This is a genomic window from Rhodoblastus sp. 17X3 (assembly GCF_030056575.1).
In the GTDB taxonomy this organism is placed as follows: domain Bacteria; phylum Pseudomonadota; class Alphaproteobacteria; order Rhizobiales; family Beijerinckiaceae; genus Rhodoblastus.
Map to the genome: position 1 here is coordinate 217,791 of NZ_JASHHX010000002.1, position 16,970 is coordinate 234,760.

Here is a 16,970-nt window from a genome sequence, read left to right on the forward strand (position 1 = left end):
TTCGGCCGGCGCCGTAATTTGTTCGCCATAACGAATCGTCAAAACTTCGGCCAAGCAATGCGTAAACTGGGCGCCTCGCCTCTGACCGGCGCGGAGAAGCAGCGTCGCCACCGCGAGAGAACCAAGGCGCGCCTCGCCGAGGCCGAGCGTTTGAAAAGCCTGTTCGCGGGTGAGGACCGCGGGGCTTTTCCCGGCCTTGCCGCGCTTTATGATTCGCTGCTCACGGGACTCGGCGCGTCGGCGGATGAGCGCGAGGCGCTCGCCGCAGGCGTCGGCGCCGTCGCTGCTGATCTCCATGCGGCGCTGGCGGCGCGCGCTGGCGACGATCTGGCGCAATTGCGCGAAGACAAGCGCTGGCGCCCGACGAGCCTGCTGGCGCGGCTCGATGGGGCGAGCCGCATCAAGGGCTAGTCGATTTTCTGGCCCAGCCGCCCCGCCAGGTCCTGGATATATTGATATGCCGCGCGGCCGGAACGTGAGGCGCGCGTGATGGCCCACTCCAGAGCCTCGGCCCGGATCTGCTCTTCCGGCGCCTGCAACCCATAGTGCTTGATGTAAGCGAAGACCATGGCGAGGTAATCGTCCTGGCTGCATTTGTGGAAGCCAAGCCAGAGGCCGAAACGATCCGAGAGCGAGACTTTTTCCTCGACCGCCTCGCCGGGATTGATGGCCGACGAGCGTTCATTGTCCATCATGTCGCGGGGCAGCAGGTGGCGGCGGTTCGAGGTCGCGTAGAAGAGGACATTGGCGGGCCGCCCTTCGACGCCGCCCTCCAGCGCGGCCTTGAGCGATTTATAGGAGGCGTCGCCGCCGTCGAAGGAGAGATCGTCGCAGAAGACGATGAAACGTGGCGCGGCGTCGCGCAGTTGGGCCATCAGCGCGGGCAGCGATTCGATGTCCTCGCGATGGATTTCGATCAGCTTGAGCCCGGGAAAATCCGGTGTCGCGGCGAGCCGGTCGTTGATGCCGGCATGGGCGGCCTTGACCAGCGAGGATTTGCCCATGCCGCGCGCGCCCCATAGCAGGACGTTATTCGCAGGCAGGCCGCGCGCAAAGCGTTCGGTATTGCCGAGCAGCTGGTCGCGCAGATAATCGACGCCCTGCAAAAGCGCGAGCTCGACGCGGCTCACTTTACGGACCGGAGCGAGAGTCTGCGTCTCCGCGCGCCAGACGAAGGCGTCGGCAGCGGAAAAATCGGGCCGCGGCGGCGGCGGCGGGCTCAGCCGCTCCAGCGCCTCGGCGATGCGCGCGAGCAGGGTTTGCACGTTCGAGGTCTCTGCAACAGTCATCGGCGTCCGTCCGGGTCGGAAAGGGCCGGTTTAGGGCCGCTCCGCGAAAGACTCAAGGCTTTCGCCGCCGCCGGCGATTGCTTTCGGCTTTGCAGCCGCTATAGTCCGGCGCGATTTTCATCCCGGCGCCCGAAGCGCCGCAGGCAACTGGCGCCCAGAGTGCGCCCAAGAGCGGAAACGTGACATGAATTTCATCACCCCGGCTTTCGCGCAGACGGCGGCGGGCGCTTCCGGCGGAGCCGACGTCCTTATGCAGCTGGCGCCGTTCGGCATCATCCTGATCATTATGTATTTCCTGATCCTGCGCCCGCAGCAGCAGCGCGCCAAGGCGCAGCAGGACATGATCACGAACATTCGCCGCGGCGACACCGTCGTCACCAATGGCGGGCTGATCGGCAAAGTCACCAAGACCATCGACGACAGCGAAATCGAAATTGAAATCGCTCCGAACGTCCGCGTGCGCCAGAGCCGCGTGGCGATAGCCGACGTGCGCGCCAAGGGCGAGCCGGTGAAGGACAACGCCTGAGGGCGCAGGAAAAAGAACGGACTAGCCGCCCGCAATGATGCGCTTCGCCCCCTGGAAGGTAGCCGCCACCGTCGCCGCGACCCTCATCGCCATCCTGATCTGCCTTCCGAGCATGATCGGACCGGATAATCGCGCGCGGCTCGCGGGCGTTCTGCCGTCCTGGCTGCCGCCAAACTCCATCGTGCTCGGCCTCGACCTTCAGGGCGGCGCGCATCTCCTCTATGAGGTCGATCGCGGCGACGTCATCCGCTCCATGACCGGCAATCTGCGCGACGACTTGCGCCGCCTGCTGCGCGACGAAAAGATCTCCATCGCGGGAGGCATTGGCGTCAATCCGCGCGGCGTGCAGGTCCGCATCCCCGACGCGGCCGAACGCGCGCGAATCATGCCCAAGCTATATGGCCTGGTGCAGGTCGCGGCCGGTCCGGGCGGCTCGGGCCTCGATATTTCCGACGCCGGCGACGGGCTGCTCAAGCTCACGCTCACCGACGGCGCGATCGATTCCAAGGTGAAGCGCGCGGTCGAGCAGACGATCGAAGTCCTCAATCGCCGCGTCAACGGCCTTGGCACGACCGAGCCGAACATCCAGCGCCAGGGCTCGGACCGCATCCTCGTCGAGGTGCCCGGCCTCCAGGACACCAATCGCCTGAAGGATATCGTCGGCACCACCGCCAAGCTGGAATTCCGTCTCGTTGGCGAACCCGGCGCCAATCCCGGCGACGTGGACATGCTCGACCAGGCCGATCAGCCCGGCAAATTGCCGGTCGAAAAGCAGGTCATGGTGCAGGGCGAGGATCTCACCGACGCTCAGCCCGGCTTCGATTCGCGCACGGGCGAGCCGGTCGTCAATTTCCGCTTCAACATTCGCGGCGGCCAGAAATTCGGCCAGGTCACCTCGGCCAATGTCGGGCGGCCCTTCGCCATCGTGCTGGACAACAAGGTCATTTCCGCGCCGCGCATCCTGGGTCCGATCACCGGCGGTTCCGGGCAGATTTCGGGCCGTTTCAGCGTGGAGCAGGCCAATAACCTCGCCATTCTGCTGCGCGCGGGCGCGCTGCCGGCCAAGCTGAACATTGTCGAGGAGCGCAGCGTCGGTCCGGGCCTTGGCCAGGATTCGATCGACGCCGGCAAGCGCGCGGCCTATTGGGCGGCGGGTCTGGTGGTCGCCTATATGCTCGTCACTTATGGCGTGTTCGGCATCTTCGCCAATGTCGCGCTGCTCATCCATATTTCCATGATCTTCGCGGCCCTTGTAATGCTGCGCGCGACCCTGACGCTGCCGGGCATCGCCGGCATCGTGCTGACCATCGGCATGGCGGTCGATTCCAACGTGCTGATCTATGAGCGCATCCGCGAGGAATCGCATGCGGGCCGCTCGCTGATTTCGGCGCTGGACGCCGGCTTCAACCGCGCCTTCGCCACCATCGTGGATTCCAACGTCACCATGTTCGTGGTCGCGGCGATCCTCTATTTCCTGGGCTCCGGCCCGGTTCGCGGCTTCGCGGTCTCGCTCGCGCTCGGCATTCTCACCACCATCGTCACCGCCGTGACCATGACGCGAATGATGATCGCTCTGTGGTATCGTTACGCGCGCCCGACCAAGCTGCCGATCTGACGGGTTTTTCCGATGAAGCTTCTGCGCCTCGCGCCTGAAAACACCAAATTCCCGTTCATGCGCTTCCGGCGCGTGTCATATCCCTTTTCGGCGGTGCTCTCGATCATCTCGGTCGTGCTGTTCCTCGTCGTGGGCATGAATTTCGGCATCGACTTTTCCGGCGGCACCTTGCTGGAGGTTCAGGCCCGGTCGGGAACGGCGGATCTGTCCTATATCCGCGACCTGTCGGATCATCTCGGCCTTGGCGATCTCGAAGTGCAAGGGTTCGGGACCCCGGCCGACGCCTCGATCCGCTTCGGCATGCAGCCGGGCGGCGACGCGGCGCAGCAGGTCGCGGTCGAGAAGGTCAAGACCGCGCTCGGCGATTCCTATGAATTCCGCCGCATTGAGGTCGTCGGCCCGCGCGTGTCGGGCGAATTGGTGCAGCAGGGCACGCTCGGCGTAGTGCTCTCGATCTTCGCCGTTCTGGCCTATCTCTGGTTCCGCTTCGAATGGCAGTTCGCCATTGCGGCCATTATCGCGACCATGCATGATCTGCTGCTGACGGTCGGCTTCTTCTCGATCACCCAGCTTGAATTCAACACCACCTCCATCGCGGCCATCCTGACCATCGTCGGCTATTCGCTGAACGAAACCGTCGTTGTGCTCGACCGCATCCGCGAAAATATGCGGAAATACAAGAAGATGCCGACAGACCAGTTGATCGACCTGTCGATCAACGCCGTGCTGCCGCGCACCTTGATGACCGCGACCACGGTGTTCCTGGCGCTGCTGTCGCTGGTCGTCTTCGGCGGACAGGTGATCCGCTCCTTCTCGCTGGCGATGATGTGGGGCATTTTCGTCGCCACCTATTCCTCGATCTTCATCTGCTCGCCGACCCTGATTTATCTCGGCCTGCGCAATGAATCGCGTTCGGCCAGCGAAGAAGTCGCCGGGGTTGGCGCCAAGACCGGCGCCCGGCCGCTGTCGAGCGCCTGATTTGGCGATCGAGCGCAAATATGACGGCTTCCTGCCCGGCAGCTTCCCGATCGACAGCATCGGAGCGGGGGGATTTCAGTTCGGCGGCATGTCGCATCGTGGCTCGCTGCTCGCATTGCCGGACGGAATCCGCGCCTTGGCCGCAACAAGCTTTTCGGAGATCGACGTAGCGGCCTTGGCTCCTTTGTTCGCGCTGCCGCGCGGCTCGGTCGAACTGATGCTGTTCGGTTGCGGCGCGTCGCTTCAGCTGATCCCGCCAGTCTTGCGGCAGAAGCTACGCGATTTCGGCATAGCTTGCGACCCGATGAGCACCAGCGCAGCCTGCCAGACCTATAATATTCTTTTGGGCGAGCGGCGCCTCGTCGGCGCGGTCCTCATCGCCGTCGAGTGACGGGCGGACTCAAAGGAAATCGAGGGCTGTAAAAGAAAAAAGCGCCCGCCGGGGGGAGGAACCGGCGGGCGCCATATTGAACGAGGGGTAGTCCGCGCCCGTTCAGAAGTTTGTCCAGACGAAGCGGAGGGGATGTTTGCCGTCCGTCTAGAAACCCAGTCTGTGCGCAGATGCGGTATAAGTGAACCAATTATTTTGCAAAGCAGCATTTCGTTTTTGCATAGCTTCGCTCATCGCCTGTTCACTTCTCCTTCGCCCAAAACTAACCCACGCACGAAAAAATGGCGCCCCAACCTTTCGGTTAAGACATAGGCAGGGGGCGGCGCGGCGTCGCGCCGTGCAAGTCTCACTCCGCAGCCTGGGCTCCGCTGGGGCGCCGCTCCAGCACGTCCTTGAGATATTTCCCGGTGTGGGAGGCGGGCTCGCGCAGGATCGCCTCCGGAGGGCCATGCGCCACGATGCGCCCGCCGCCGTCGCCGCCCTCCGGCCCCATGTCGATCACCCAATCCGCAGTCTTGACCACTTCGAGATTGTGCTCGATCACCACGACGCTATTGCCCTGGTCCACCAGTTCGTGCAGCACCTCGAGCAGCTTCTTGACGTCATGGAAATGCAGGCCGGTGGTGGGCTCGTCAAGGATATAGAGCGTCCGCCCGGTCGAGCGGCGCGACAATTCCTTGGAAAGCTTGACGCGCTGCGCCTCGCCGCCGGACAGGGTGGTGGCCTGTTGTCCGACCTTGACATAGCCGAGGCCGACGCGCGCAAGGGTTTTCATCTTGTCGCGGATCGAAGGCACCGCCTTGAACAATTCGGCCGCTTCTTCCACCGTCATGTCGAGCACGTCGGCAATGCTGCGGTCGCGATAGCGCACTTCGAGCGTCTCGCGATCGTAGCGCTTGCCCTTGCAGACGTCGCAGGTGACGTAAACGTCAGGCAGAAAGTGCATTTCGATCTTGATGACGCCGTCGCCCTGGCAGGCCTCGCAGCGACCGCCCTTGACGTTGAAGGAGAAGCGTCCCGGGCCATAGCCGCGCGCCTTGGCCTCGGGCAGCCCGGCGAACCAGTCGCGGATCGGCGTGAAGGCGCCGATATAGGTGGCGGGATTGGAGCGCGGCGTGCGCCCGATCGGCGACTGGTCGATGTCGATGACCTTGTCGATCAGTTCCAGTCCTTCAAGTGTGTCGAACGGGGCGGCGTGCTCCAGCGCGCCGTTGAGCCGCCGCGCCACCGCCTTGTAGAGCGTATCGACGATCAGCGTCGATTTGCCGCCGCCGGAAACGCCGGTGACGCAGGTGAACAGGCCGAGCGGAATTTCCGCAGTCACATTTTGCAGATTGTTGCCGCGCGCGCCGACCAGTCGTAACTTGCGGCCAGCCTCCGGCTTGCGGCGCTTTTTCGGCGTCGCCACCTGCATGCGGCCAGTAAGATAGGCGCCGGTGAGCGAATTCTTGTCGGCGAGAATGTCCGCCGGAGTTCCCTGCGCGACGATCTCGCCGCCATGGACGCCCGCGCCCGGGCCGACGTCGACGACATAATCGGCCGTGAGGATCGCGTCCTCGTCATGTTCGACGACGATGACCGAATTCCCAAGGTCGCGCAGCCGCCGCAAGGTTTCCAGCAACCGGGCGTTGTCGCGCTGGTGCAAGCCGATGGAAGGCTCATCCAGAACGTAAAGAACGCCGGTGAGGCCCGAGCCGATCTGCGAAGCGAGGCGGATGCGCTGGCTTTCTCCCCCGGAAAGGGTGCCGGAACCGCGTGATAAAGTGAGATAATCCAGCCCGACGTCGATCAGGAATTTCAGCCGATCGTCGATCTCGCGCAGGATGCGCGAGGCGATTTCCAGCCTTTTGGCGTCGAGCTTGCCGGGCAGCGCGGTAAACCACTCGGCGGCATCACGCACCGCCAACTCGGAAATTTCGCCGATATGCTTGTGGTCGATCTTGACCGCCAGCGCCTCGGGCTTGAGGCGATAGGCGTTGCAGGCGGGGCAGGGGCTCGCCGCCATGAAGCGCGAGATTTCTTCGCGCGACCACTCGCTCTCCGTCTCGATATAGCGCCGCTCCAGGTTGCGGATGACGCCCTCGAACGGCTTTCTCACCTCATAGGAGCGGATTCCGTCGGCATAGGCGAACACCAGCTCCTGATCGCCGGAACCATAAAGAATGATGTCTTTCGCCACCTGCGAAAGATCCGACCAGCGGTCCGACAAGCGGAATTTGAAGGCCTTGCCAAGGGCTTCAAGCGTCTGCGCGTAATAGGGCGAGGGCGATTTCGCCCAGGGCGCGATGGCGCCCTTGCGAAGGGTCATCTCCGGATTGGGGACGATCAGGTCGGGATCGACCTTCTGCTGCGAGCCGATGCCGCCGCATTTGGGGCAGGCGCCGAACGGATTGTTGAAGGAAAACAGCCGAGGCTCGATCTCGGGGATCGAAAAACCGGATACGGGGCAGCAGAATTTCGATGAAAAGATGATGCGCTCAGGCTCTTTCCCTTTTTCATTCGCCTCCGCGCTTTCCGCGATTTCAATCACGGCGATTCCGTCGGCGAGCTCAAGCGCGGTTTCGAAGCTTTCGGCGAGCCGCGCGGAAATGTCGGGCCGCACCACGATGCGGTCCACCACAACGTCAATGTCATGCTTGAATTTCTTGTCCAGCGTCGGCGCGTCGGCGATGTCATAGAACTGGCCGTCGATCTTCAGGCGCTGGAAGCCGCGCTTCATGTAATCGGCGATTTCCTTGCGATATTCACCCTTGCGGCCGCGCGCGACCGGCGCAAGCAAGTAAAGCCGCGCGCGCTCCGGCAAAGTGAGCACGCGATCCACCATCTGGCTCACGGTCTGGCTCTCGATGGGCAGACCGGTGGCGGGTGAATAGGGGATGCCGACGCGCGCCCAGAGCAGGCGCATGTAATCGTGGATTTCCGTGACCGTGCCGACGGTCGAGCGCGGATTTTTCGAGGTGGTCTTCTGCTCGATGGAAATGGCAGGCGACAGGCCCTCGATATGGTCCACGTCCGGCTTCTGCATCATCTCCAGGAATTGCCGGGCATAGGCCGAAAGGCTTTCGACATAACGCCTCTGGCCCTCGGCATAGATGGTGTCGAAAGCCAGCGACGACTTGCCCGAGCCTGAGAGGCCCGTGAAGACGACCAGCTTGTCGCGTGGGACGGTCAGATCGACATTCTTGAGATTGTGCTCGCGCGCGCCGCGCAGGGCGATGACGCGGCCCTCGCCGATGCGATAGGCAGCTTCCTCCACCGCCGATTTCGCAGGCGTAGTTGTCTTGGGCGGCGTGGCGGCTTTCGACGAAATGGACCCTTCCGCCGGAATCGACGCCTTGGTCGCGGAGGCGGGCTTCCGGGGCTTTTTCGGCTTCGCGGGACTTGAATCCATCATTGCTTTCCAAAGACGCGCCGCTTCGATCGCCGACGCTTTATGCCCCTATGTAACGCCTTTTCGCCAAATTTCACCGGGGCAGGGTTGCATGATTCGCACCGGCGCGCTAGAACATAAACGGAACATAAGAGCCGCTGTGGAAAAGAGATTTTGGCGGGCGCGTGAAATTGTCCGAGCGTATAGTATGCGCGGCCAATATGGGGAGCGAGACAGATGTCGGGCAGCGTCAACAAGGTGATTTTGGTCGGCAATCTGGGACGCGATCCGGAAGTGCGGCGGATGGGTTCGGGCGACCCTGTCGTGACCTTTTCGCTGGCGACGACCGAATCCTGGCGCGACAAGGCGACCGGCGAGCGCAAGGATCGCACTGAGTGGCATAATGTCGTGATTTTCAATGAAAATCTCGGCAAGATCGCGGAACAATATTGCAAGAAGGGCGCGAAGGTCTATCTCGAAGGCCAGTTGCAGACCCGCGAATTCACCGACAAGGAAGGCAACCAGCGCAAGACCACCGAGGTCGTGCTGCAGCGGTTCCGTGGCGAGTTGACCCTTCTCGACAGCCGGAGCCGCGGCGGGGAGGAATCCTCCTATGGCGGCGCGTCCGGCGGCGGCTTTGGCCGCCAATCGCCCATGGAGCGCGCTCCCGCCTCCGGCGGAGCCGGCAAGGGCGGCAGCATGGGCGGCCGCGCCTCGGATTCCATCGACGACGATATCCCGTTCTAAGCGGCTTCGCCTGCGCCGGCATAATCCACAATTTTGAGCCTGCGCGCCGGGCCGCCGTCCCGTTCGGCGGCCAACCATGACGAATTTATTGCGCGGTCGTTCGCCGCATCGTCATAACATGCTGCAACTCATTGTTTTAACATATTAAAGTCTGCGCCCGACGCAGCCCGCGAAACTGGCGTTCACCGTAAGAATCGCCTAGAAAGAGCTGGCTCTTTTTTCATCAACACGCGAGCGCATTTTGGCCGATCAAAACGACGACACGCCGGTCCCGCCTGCCTCGGACATTCGTCCGGTCTCCATCACCGACGAGATGAAAAGCTCCTATCTCGCTTATGCGATGAGCGTGATCGTGAGCCGCGCGCTGCCCGACGTCCGCGACGGCCTCAAGCCGGTGCATCGCCGCATCCTGCATTCGGCGCAGGAAAACAATTTTCTGCCGGACCGCCCCTATGTGAAATCGGCCCGCATCGTCGGCGAAGTGATGGGTAAATATCACCCGCATGGCGACCAGGCGATCTATGACGCGCTGGTCCGCATGGCCCAGCCTTTCTCGATGAGCCTCCCGCTGATCGACGGGCAGGGCAATTTCGGCTCCGTGGACGGCGACCGCGCGGCGGCCATGCGCTACACGGAATCGCGTCTGGCGCGGTCGGCTTTGGCGCTGATCGAGGACATCGATTCCGACACGGTCGATTTCCAGCCCAATTACGACGGCAAGGAGCGCGAACCGACCGTCCTGCCCGCGCGTTTCCCCAACCTGCTCGTCAATGGCGCCGGCGGCATCGCGGTCGGCATGGCGACCAATATTCCGCCGCATAATCTCGGCGAGGTCATCGACGCCTGCGTCGCCCTGATCGACAGGCCCGACATGACGCTGTCGGAAATCATGGAGATCGTGCCGGGACCGGATTTCCCCACCGGCGGCAGCATCATGGGCCGCGCGGGCATCCGCCAGGCTTACGAGACCAGCCGGGGGTCGATCCTCATTCGCGGCGTGGCGACCATCGAGACCTTGCGCAAGGACCGCGAGGCGATCGTCTTCACCGAAATTCCTTATCAGGTGAACAAGGCGACGCTGATCGAGAAGATCGCCGAACTGGTGCGAGACAAGCGCCTTGAGGGCATTTCCGACCTGCGCGACGAATCCGACCGCGAAGGCATGCGCATTGTCATTGAGATCAAGCGCGACGCCGTGGCGGATGTGGTCCTGAATCAGCTTTACCGCTTCACAGCGCTGCAAAGCTCCTTCGGCGCCAACATGATCGCGCTGAACGGCGGCCGCCCGGAAAGCCTGAACCTGATGGACTGCCTGAAGGCATTCGTCGATTTCCGCGAGGAAGTGGTCAGCCGGCGCACGAAGTTCCTGCTCAACAAGGCGCGCGACGGCGCCCATATCCAGGTCGGCCTGGCCATCGCGGTCGCCAATATCGACGAGGTGATCCGCCTCATCCGCACGTCGGCCGACGCGGCGGCTGCGCGCGAAGCCCTGATGGGTCGGGTCTGGCCGGCCTATGATATGGCGCCGCTCGTCGCGCTGATCGCCGACCCGCGCCATTCCATCGACGAGGACGGCAATTGCCGCCTTTCCGAGGCGCAGGCGCGCGCCATTCTCGATCTGCGCCTGCAACGCCTTACGGCGCTCGGCCGCGACGAAATCGCCGAAAACCTCAACAAGCTGGCGGTGGAGATCGCGGATTATCTTGAGATTTTGCGCTCGCGCGAAAGACTGTTCGGCATTGTGAAGGATGAAATGCTGGCTGTGAAAGCGGCTCACGCCGTGCCGCGCCGGACCCAGATCCTCGATGTCGACGGCGACATGCTGGATGAGGACCTCATCCAGCGCGAGGAGATGGTCGTGACCGTCTCGCACGCCGGCTATATCAAGCGCGTTCCGCTCTCGACCTATCGCGCGCAGCGGCGCGGCGGCAAAGGCCGCTCCGGCATGCAGACCCGCGAGGAGGATTTCGTCCAGCGCCTCTTCGTCGCCTCAACCCATGCGCCGGTGCTTTTCTTCTCGTCACTCGGACAGGTCTATAAGGAAAAGGTATGGCGTCTGCCGCTGGCGGCGCCGCAGGCGCGCGGCAAGGCTCTGGTCAACATGCTGCCGCTGGAGCAGGGCGAGCGGATCACCTCGATCATGGCCCTGCCAGAGGACGAAACGCTCTGGGAAGGCCTGGACGTGATGTTCTCGACCACGCGCGGCACGGTGCGGCGCAACAAGCTGTCGGACTTCACCCAGGTCAATCGCGCCGGCAAGATCGCCATGAAGCTCGATCCCGGCGAGGGCATCGTCGATGTCCAGATCTGCCAGGAGAGCCAGGACGTTCTTCTCACCACCGCCAAGGGGCAGTGCATCCGCTTCCCCGTCACGGATGTGCGCGTGTTCAAGGGCCGCGATTCCATGGGCGTGCGGGGCATCAACCTCGGCGAGGGCGATCAGGTCATCGCGCTGTCGATCCTGACCCACAGCGACGCCACTCCCGCCGAGCGTCTTGCTTTCCTGAAAATGCGCCGGGCGTCGGCGGATGAAGCCGTCGCGCCGGAGGTGGTCGAGGAGACCGAGGAGGGCGTCGAGGCTGCGGCGCAGCTCGATGCCGAAACCTATGCGCTTATGGAGCAGACCGAGCAGATCATCCTGACCATCTCGGTAAACGGATATGGCAAGCGCACGTCGTCCTTCGAATATCGGGTCACGGGCCGCGGCGGCAAAGGCATTGTCGCCATGGCTGTGAACGCCCGCAACGGCGATCTCGTCGCCTCCATGCCCGTCGAGACGAACGACCAGATCATGCTGGTCACCGACGGCGGCCAGCTCATTCGTTGCCCGGTCGCGGGGATTCGCGTGGTCGGGCGCGGCACCCAGGGCGTCATCGTGTTCAATACGGCGGAGAGCGAGAAGGTCGTCTCCGTCGAGCGGATTGGTGAAGACGAGAACGGCGACGGAGAGGCAGAGGGCGACGAAGCCGGTCCCGGCGAGGAATAGGAACGCGTCATGGCGGAGCAGCCGCAGGTTTTCGATCCGCTTGATCCGGAACAGGCAGCGAAGCGCGCGGCGGCGCGGCAGAGGCTCGACGCCATCGACCCAGCCAAGCAGCCGGGCGGGGCGCTGAAGGACCCGAAAAGGCGTGAATGGTTCGAAGCCGTTTACGCGCTTTCCGGCAACGATCCGGCTAATGTGCCCTGGGGCAACATGGTCGCTCATCCACTGCTGACGGATTGGCTGGCCAAAGGCCCGGATCTCCATGGGTTGACGGCGCTGGATGTCGGTTGCGGGTTGGGCGACAACGCCGCGGCCCTGGCGGAGGGCGGCGCGAAGGTCACGGCCTTTGACCTGGTGGCGCGCGCGGCGGAATGGGCGCAGGAACGCTTCCCCGACAGCAATATCGAATTCCGCGCGGCAGATCTGTTGGCGCCGCCGCCGGAATGGCGCGAGGCTTTCGATCTCGTCCACGAGACTTATACGTTGCAGGCGCTTCCGGCGGAGATTCTGCCTGTTGCGCGCCAGGCTCTGGCCAATCTGGTCAAGCCGGGCGGACGCCTGCTGGTGATCTGCCGCGCGCGCGACGAAGGGCAAGGGACCGAGGGACCGCCCTGGCCGCTCGCCCGCTCGGACATCGAGGCGTTTGCTACGTGCGGTCTTGTGCTGGAGAGTCTGGAAGACGTTCCGCCGGTGACGACGCCCAGCCGCCATTGGCGGGCTGTATTGCGCAAGCCTGCCTGAGAACGCGCGTCAGGATTGGGCTTCGAGCGAACGTTCGAGTCTCTTGGCCTCATCCCATAGCGCATCCATCTCGACAAGCGTGACTTCGCCGAGCTTCTTGCCGCGGCGTTCGAGTTCGCGCTCGATATGATGGAAGCGGCGTTCGAATTTCGCGTTGCAGCCGCGCAGGGCGCTTTCAGGGTCGGTTTTGACATGGCGCGCCAGATTGGCGACGGCGAATAAGACGTCGCCAATTTCGCTGGCGACATGGGCCTTGTCGCCCCGGTCCAGAGCCTCCTCGACTTCGTCGCATTCCTCACGGATTTTCGCCAGCACCAGTCGTGCGTCATTCCAGTCGAAGCCGACCTTCGAGGCCTTATCCTGCAATTTGATCGCCCGGGTCAGGGCGGGCAGGACGGCGGGCACATCCGCGAGATAGCCCTGTCGTGGTTGATCGGGCAGGCCGGCGGCGCGGCGCGCCGCCGCCTTTTCGGCTTTTTCCTGCGCCTTGATTTCCGCCCAGACGCCTTCAACCGCTTCCGGCGTGCGTTGCTCGGGCTCGCCGAAGACGTGTGGGTGACGTCGGATCAGTTTCTGTGTGATGGCCTCGACCACGCCGCCGAAATCGAACAGGTCGCGCTCCTGCGCCATGCGGGCCTGGAAAACAACCTGTAGCAGCAGGTCGCCCAATTCATCGCGCAGGTCGACAAAATCCTCGCGCTCAATCGCGTCGATGACTTCGCAGGCTTCTTCGACCGCATAGGGCGCGATGCTCTTGAAGTCCTGCGCCAGATCCCATGCGCAGCCTGTGTCCGGGGTGCGGAGGGCGGCCATGATTTCGAGCAGTCGGGAGATTTCGCGCGAAGGCTGCATCGGACATCCCAAATGAAAAGAGCAGGGCGCCCGGCGCCCTGCTCTGAATTATGTTCAATTCGCCAAAGCTCAAGCGAGCGAGATGGCGACCGCTTCGCGGCCCTTCTGCGTGTCGACGACCTTCATGGTCACCGGCTGGCCTTCAGGCAGCTGCGAAATTCCGGCCTGGCCGAGGATGGAGATATGGACGAAAACGTCCTTGCCGCCATCATTCGCCTGAACGAAACCGAAGCCCTTGGCGCCGTCGAACCATTTCACCGCGCCCTGGATTTCCACGGCGTTGGAAAGGTCGGGCGCACGACGCGCCGCCGGCGGACGGGCCGGATCGAAGGTGCGCTGCGGCGCGCGTTCCGCGGCGCCGGCCGTATCGACTTCGAGAACGCGGGTGACCTGCTGGCCCTTGACGCCATTGGCGACAACGACTTTGAGCTTGGCGCCGGGCGGAACGGTCTCATAGCCGGCCGACTGCAGGGCGCCGATGTGCAGGAAGGCGTCGCCGCTGCCATTGGACAGTTCGACGAAGCCGAAGCCCTTGTCGCCCTTGAACCATTTCACAACGGCGTCGATCGCATTGGCGGCGCCGAAGCTGGCCTGGGGCGCTGCGCCGAAATCGCCAAAGCCGCCGCCCATAGGCGGACGGTCGAATGCGGGGCGAGTGGGGCGAACCTGGCGCGGATTGTCATAAGGCGAGGGCCCATCATCATCAAAACCGCGCTTCCTGGGTCCCCGAAAATCTTTACCTTTGCTCATGACCGCCTTTAGATCTCCGCCTCATTTCAATCGTGACGTGCGGCTCAGAGTTACGCCGTACGCCACCTTGCTCCCGCAACGGCCGTAATTGACCGCCCGGAAACGCCAGCCGATGGTGTGTGGTTATTTTCGCCCAAAGCCCGCGCAATAACCTTTTAGCAGCAAACCCCCCGGGCTGGCTAGATTTAATCGGCCGCAAATCGCGCCAGGAATGACCAAAAAGCTGGCGTTTTTGCGCCTTCGTCCGATTGGACAGGCTGTTCTGCGCCAATCACTCCGCCGCATCACATTTTCGTGAATGGAAAGCGGCGCCGCCAGGACCGTCTGCGGAGCAAAGACCGCCGGGTTCAAAGAGGCCAGCGAACTCCGCCTGTGCAATTGACCTTATCCATCTGGGAACCTTTTCGGGCGCGCTTGAAATGCATGGTCTGGGGCGCTGGCTTATGCGGAACGCCTTCGGCGAGCGTCCAGGCGTTCCAATGCCAGTCCTCGTGGCCGAATCCCAGCACCAGATCGTTGCGACGAAAGGGAAAGCGTCGATAGAGTTCCGTGCGGGCGAAACTCATCGCATCCCAATAATTCAGCCAGTCCAGATAGTTGGGGTCGCATAGCCCGCTCTCGGAATCGACATGCCACCATAAATTGCGACGCACGCCAAAGACGAGATTGCAGGCGGAATGAGCCACGGCGTCGGGGCGCCGTTCGATGAGCCTCCAGGCCTCGACCAGCCAGTTGTCCGACCATAAATCGTCGCCGTCGAGAAACGCCGAACAGAGGCCCTCCGCGATCTCGACGCCGCGATTGCGGGCGGCGCCTGGATCGCCTTCGGTGGTCGCCAGAAACCTGGCGTTCGCGCCAAAGGCGGATCGAAGCGTCGCCTCGGTCACGGAATCGGCGCGGTCCAGCACCACGATCACCTCATGCCTTAGTCCTGCTTCGGCGCTTCTTTTGAGCGCCGCCATCGCGCTATTTGCGGTCACGCCTGCGATCACCCCTTCGCGATGGGCCGTGAGGATGACGGAAAGGTCCAGTTTGGCGGCCAAGGCGCGCTCCCATTTGTTCCAAGATCCGGGTGCAGGCTTTCAGGTTTCACTGATTTTCTGCGCATAGGCGGCGAAAACATGGCGCTCGCGGACCCGCGCCCGTAACGCCTCGACCTTGCGGACGCGATGGTCGGAATCGCCAAGCATTTTCCGCAACGCCGCGACATAGGCCATCGGGTCTCCGGCCGCACGCACCGGCCATCCGGTCTCTTCATCGATCAATTCGGGAACGCCGCCGACGGCGCTCGCGACGATCGGCAAGCCCAGGGCTGCGCATTCGATCAGGATCGTCGGCAGGCCGTCCCATTCGGCGGTATAGATCCACCCATCGGAATCGGCCAATGGCAAATCGTCATATGACGAGAAAGGCGGGTGGAGGCGAATGTTTTTCGGCAAACGGGAGAAATTCGGCGGCGCGTCGAGCACCGCCTTTCCCCAGCAGTCAAAATCAACTTCCGGCATTTCTTCGGCGATCTTGAGCAAGAGATCGAAGCGCTTTTGACGATCGAAACGTCCTGCCCAGATCAGCCGGGGCCTCTGACGCTTCGCGCGCGAACTCGCCTGCAACTCCACCATCGGTTGCGCGGGCAGGGGGGTGATTGCCGGCGTATAGATTGGACAGAGCTTTGCTTTCAACTCAGGCGGCAGATTGTAGCGTGCGGCCAGAGTTCCAGCCAAACTCTGCGTATCGAGCAGAGCCGCGTGAAGGTGCGGGATCAGATCGGCGAAATACCAGACCGGATAGCCGGCTTCGATGCCTTCGGGCGACCGGTCAGCGCAGAAATAATAGGCGTAAAGACGACATTGCGTCGCGAGTCTTGCGCCATATTCGGCGAGCATCTCGAAGCAAAGCCGACTGTTTACATTGTAGAGCCGTTTTGGAGAAAGTTCCTGCAGCAATGTATAGAGCACGCGGGTCTTTTCGGGGACATTCGCGAGCGCTTGCGACAGGTCGACGCTGACCACCGTTCCCGGATACCAGTCCGGACGCTCCCAATCCGGGCCATCGGTCCGGAGAATCAGGGTCCGCCCCAGTTGGGAAACCGCCCTGGCCAACACGCCGGCGACAAAATCGGCCCCGCCCAGCTTGCCGAACGGCATCACGATGATCGATTCATAGGGGCCCGGCGGCAAGATTTTGCGCGCCTCAAGAATCTCGGCATATTGTCGATCGAACCAGGGCGCGCAATATTTTATCTCATATCCGGTCAGCGCGCCGACATTTGGATCCAGGGCGACAGCGGCGGCTAATTGGCTTCGCATCAAATCCGAGCCGAAATAGGCGGTCATTTCCGCGATGGAGGCCCCTGCGTCCGAGCGGCTTTTGCGAAGGTCTTCGAAATCCATTTGGCGGCTTGGCGCGACCTCGAAAGGCGGCGCATGGTTTTCGGCGACGAGCCGCGGCGCAATGGCTTGAAACATGACCGCCGGCATGGCCTTCGCGCATTCGGTCCCCGGGGAGAGCCGCTTCTTGATCGAACGACGGATACGGCGCGACAGATCACGCGGGAAATGCCGGAGCTTCGCGCCAAGTTGCCGTAGCAGCCAGCGCGAACTGTCGCGGCTGCGTTCGTGCTGTCGCACGAGATCAAGCAATCTTTGCAATTCGCTCTGCTCGTCCATCATCATACTTTCCGTATCGTTCTATTATTCCGACGAAAACAGTCGTTTCTTTTCTTGGGAAA

Annotated in this window: 14 protein-coding genes; 8 read left to right on the forward strand and 6 right to left on the reverse strand. The window is 62.9% G+C overall.

What is annotated here, in order from left to right:
• The first annotated feature begins 57 nt into the window (after positions 1-57).
• The gene (locus QM467_RS03685; RefSeq protein ID WP_283364945.1) at positions 58-411 is read left to right on the forward strand and encodes a hypothetical protein; all 354 of its coding nucleotides are present in this window, start codon (positions 58-60) and stop codon (positions 409-411) included.
• Here the strand turns inward: QM467_RS03685 and QM467_RS03690 are convergent.
• Positions 408-1,289, reverse strand: a complete 882-nt coding sequence (locus tag QM467_RS03690; RefSeq protein WP_283364946.1) for an ATP-binding protein — start codon at positions 1,287-1,289, stop codon at positions 408-410. The two genes, QM467_RS03685 and QM467_RS03690, sit on opposite strands and share 4 nt — an antisense overlap.
• A gap of 184 nt (positions 1,290-1,473) precedes the next feature.
• On the opposite strand from QM467_RS03690, the gene yajC reads away from it, so the two are divergent.
• The 4 genes from yajC to QM467_RS03710 are packed head-to-tail and all read left to right on the forward strand — an operon-like array spanning position 1,474 to position 4,799.
• Entirely contained in the window at positions 1,474-1,815 is a 342-nt protein-coding gene (gene yajC / locus QM467_RS03695) for a preprotein translocase subunit YajC (RefSeq protein ID WP_283364947.1), read from the forward strand.
• Between the two features lie 34 nt (positions 1,816-1,849).
• A complete protein-coding gene (gene secD, locus QM467_RS03700; protein WP_283364948.1) occupies positions 1,850-3,430 on the forward strand; it encodes a protein translocase subunit SecD in 1,581 nt (526 codons plus the stop codon).
• A gap of 12 nt (positions 3,431-3,442) precedes the next feature.
• The gene (secF, locus tag QM467_RS03705; protein ID WP_283364949.1) at positions 3,443-4,408 is read left to right on the forward strand and encodes a protein translocase subunit SecF; all 966 of its coding nucleotides are present in this window, start codon (positions 3,443-3,445) and stop codon (positions 4,406-4,408) included.
• Between the two features lies 1 nt (position 4,409).
• On the forward strand, positions 4,410-4,799 hold the full coding sequence (locus QM467_RS03710; protein WP_283364950.1) for an Mth938-like domain-containing protein: 390 nt from the start codon (positions 4,410-4,412) through the stop codon (positions 4,797-4,799).
• A gap of 346 nt (positions 4,800-5,145) precedes the next feature.
• Here the strand turns inward: QM467_RS03710 and uvrA are convergent, their stop codons facing one another.
• Positions 5,146-8,190 carry an excinuclease ABC subunit UvrA gene (gene uvrA / locus QM467_RS03715; protein ID WP_283364951.1) on the reverse strand — a complete coding sequence of 1,015 codons (3,045 nt, stop codon included), beginning with the start codon at positions 8,188-8,190 and terminating at the stop codon, positions 5,146-5,148.
• A gap of 216 nt (positions 8,191-8,406) precedes the next feature.
• Here uvrA and ssb point away from each other — a divergent pair, with 216 nt between their 5' ends.
• The 3 genes from ssb (at position 8,407) to QM467_RS03730 (ending at position 12,640) form a co-directional block, all read left to right on the forward strand.
• Positions 8,407-8,916: a single-stranded DNA-binding protein gene (ssb, locus tag QM467_RS03720; RefSeq protein ID WP_283364952.1), complete on the forward strand. Its 510-nt coding sequence runs from the start codon at positions 8,407-8,409 to the stop codon at positions 8,914-8,916.
• A gap of 241 nt (positions 8,917-9,157) precedes the next feature.
• The gene (gyrA, locus tag QM467_RS03725; protein ID WP_283364953.1) at positions 9,158-11,902 is read left to right on the forward strand and encodes a DNA gyrase subunit A; all 2,745 of its coding nucleotides are present in this window, start codon (positions 9,158-9,160) and stop codon (positions 11,900-11,902) included.
• A gap of 9 nt (positions 11,903-11,911) precedes the next feature.
• Positions 11,912-12,640 carry a class I SAM-dependent methyltransferase gene (locus QM467_RS03730; RefSeq protein ID WP_283364954.1) on the forward strand — a complete coding sequence of 243 codons (729 nt, stop codon included), beginning with the start codon at positions 11,912-11,914 and terminating at the stop codon, positions 12,638-12,640.
• A gap of 9 nt (positions 12,641-12,649) precedes the next feature.
• On the opposite strand, the gene mazG is transcribed toward QM467_RS03730, so the two are convergent.
• The 4 genes from mazG to QM467_RS03750 form a co-directional block, all read right to left on the reverse strand.
• Positions 12,650-13,492 carry a nucleoside triphosphate pyrophosphohydrolase gene (mazG, locus tag QM467_RS03735; protein WP_283364955.1) on the reverse strand — a complete coding sequence of 281 codons (843 nt, stop codon included), beginning with the start codon at positions 13,490-13,492 and terminating at the stop codon, positions 12,650-12,652.
• Between the two features lie 69 nt (positions 13,493-13,561).
• Positions 13,562-14,242 carry a cold-shock protein gene (locus tag QM467_RS03740; RefSeq protein WP_283364956.1) on the reverse strand — a complete coding sequence of 227 codons (681 nt, stop codon included), beginning with the start codon at positions 14,240-14,242 and terminating at the stop codon, positions 13,562-13,564.
• A 347-nt stretch (positions 14,243-14,589) separates the two neighbouring features.
• Positions 14,590-15,285, reverse strand: coding sequence for a glycosyltransferase family 2 protein (locus tag QM467_RS03745; protein ID WP_283364957.1), 696 nt, complete (start codon positions 15,283-15,285; stop codon positions 14,590-14,592).
• Positions 15,286-15,324: 39 nt separating this feature from the next.
• Entirely contained in the window at positions 15,325-16,911 is a 1,587-nt protein-coding gene (locus QM467_RS03750) for a glycosyltransferase family 4 protein (protein ID WP_283364958.1), read from the reverse strand.
• Between the last annotated feature and the right edge of the window lie 59 nt (positions 16,912-16,970).

What these genes read in the sequence shown, in the direction of transcription:
- QM467_RS03730 (WP_283364954.1), top strand. Translation starts at nt 11,912, where the DNA reads ATGGCGGAGCAGCCGCAGGTTTTCGATCCGCTTGATCCGGAACAGGCA.
- secF (WP_283364949.1), top strand. Translation starts at nt 3,443, where the DNA reads ATGAAGCTTCTGCGCCTCGCGCCTGAAAACACCAAATTCCCGTTCATG.
- uvrA (WP_283364951.1), bottom strand. Translation starts at nt 8,190, where the DNA reads ATGGATTCAAGTCCCGCGAAGCCGAAAAAGCCCCGGAAGCCCGCCTCC.
- yajC (WP_283364947.1), top strand. Translation starts at nt 1,474, where the DNA reads ATGAATTTCATCACCCCGGCTTTCGCGCAGACGGCGGCGGGCGCTTCC.
- QM467_RS03740 (WP_283364956.1), bottom strand. Translation starts at nt 14,242, where the DNA reads ATGAGCAAAGGTAAAGATTTTCGGGGACCCAGGAAGCGCGGTTTTGAT.
- QM467_RS03750 (WP_283364958.1), bottom strand. Translation starts at nt 16,911, where the DNA reads ATGATGGACGAGCAGAGCGAATTGCAAAGATTGCTTGATCTCGTGCGA.
- secD (WP_283364948.1), top strand. Translation starts at nt 1,850, where the DNA reads ATGATGCGCTTCGCCCCCTGGAAGGTAGCCGCCACCGTCGCCGCGACC.
- QM467_RS03685 (WP_283364945.1), top strand. Translation starts at nt 58, where the DNA reads ATGCGTAAACTGGGCGCCTCGCCTCTGACCGGCGCGGAGAAGCAGCGT.
- ssb (WP_283364952.1), top strand. Translation starts at nt 8,407, where the DNA reads ATGTCGGGCAGCGTCAACAAGGTGATTTTGGTCGGCAATCTGGGACGC.
- QM467_RS03690 (WP_283364946.1), bottom strand. Translation starts at nt 1,289, where the DNA reads ATGACTGTTGCAGAGACCTCGAACGTGCAAACCCTGCTCGCGCGCATC.
- mazG (WP_283364955.1), bottom strand. Translation starts at nt 13,492, where the DNA reads ATGCAGCCTTCGCGCGAAATCTCCCGACTGCTCGAAATCATGGCCGCC.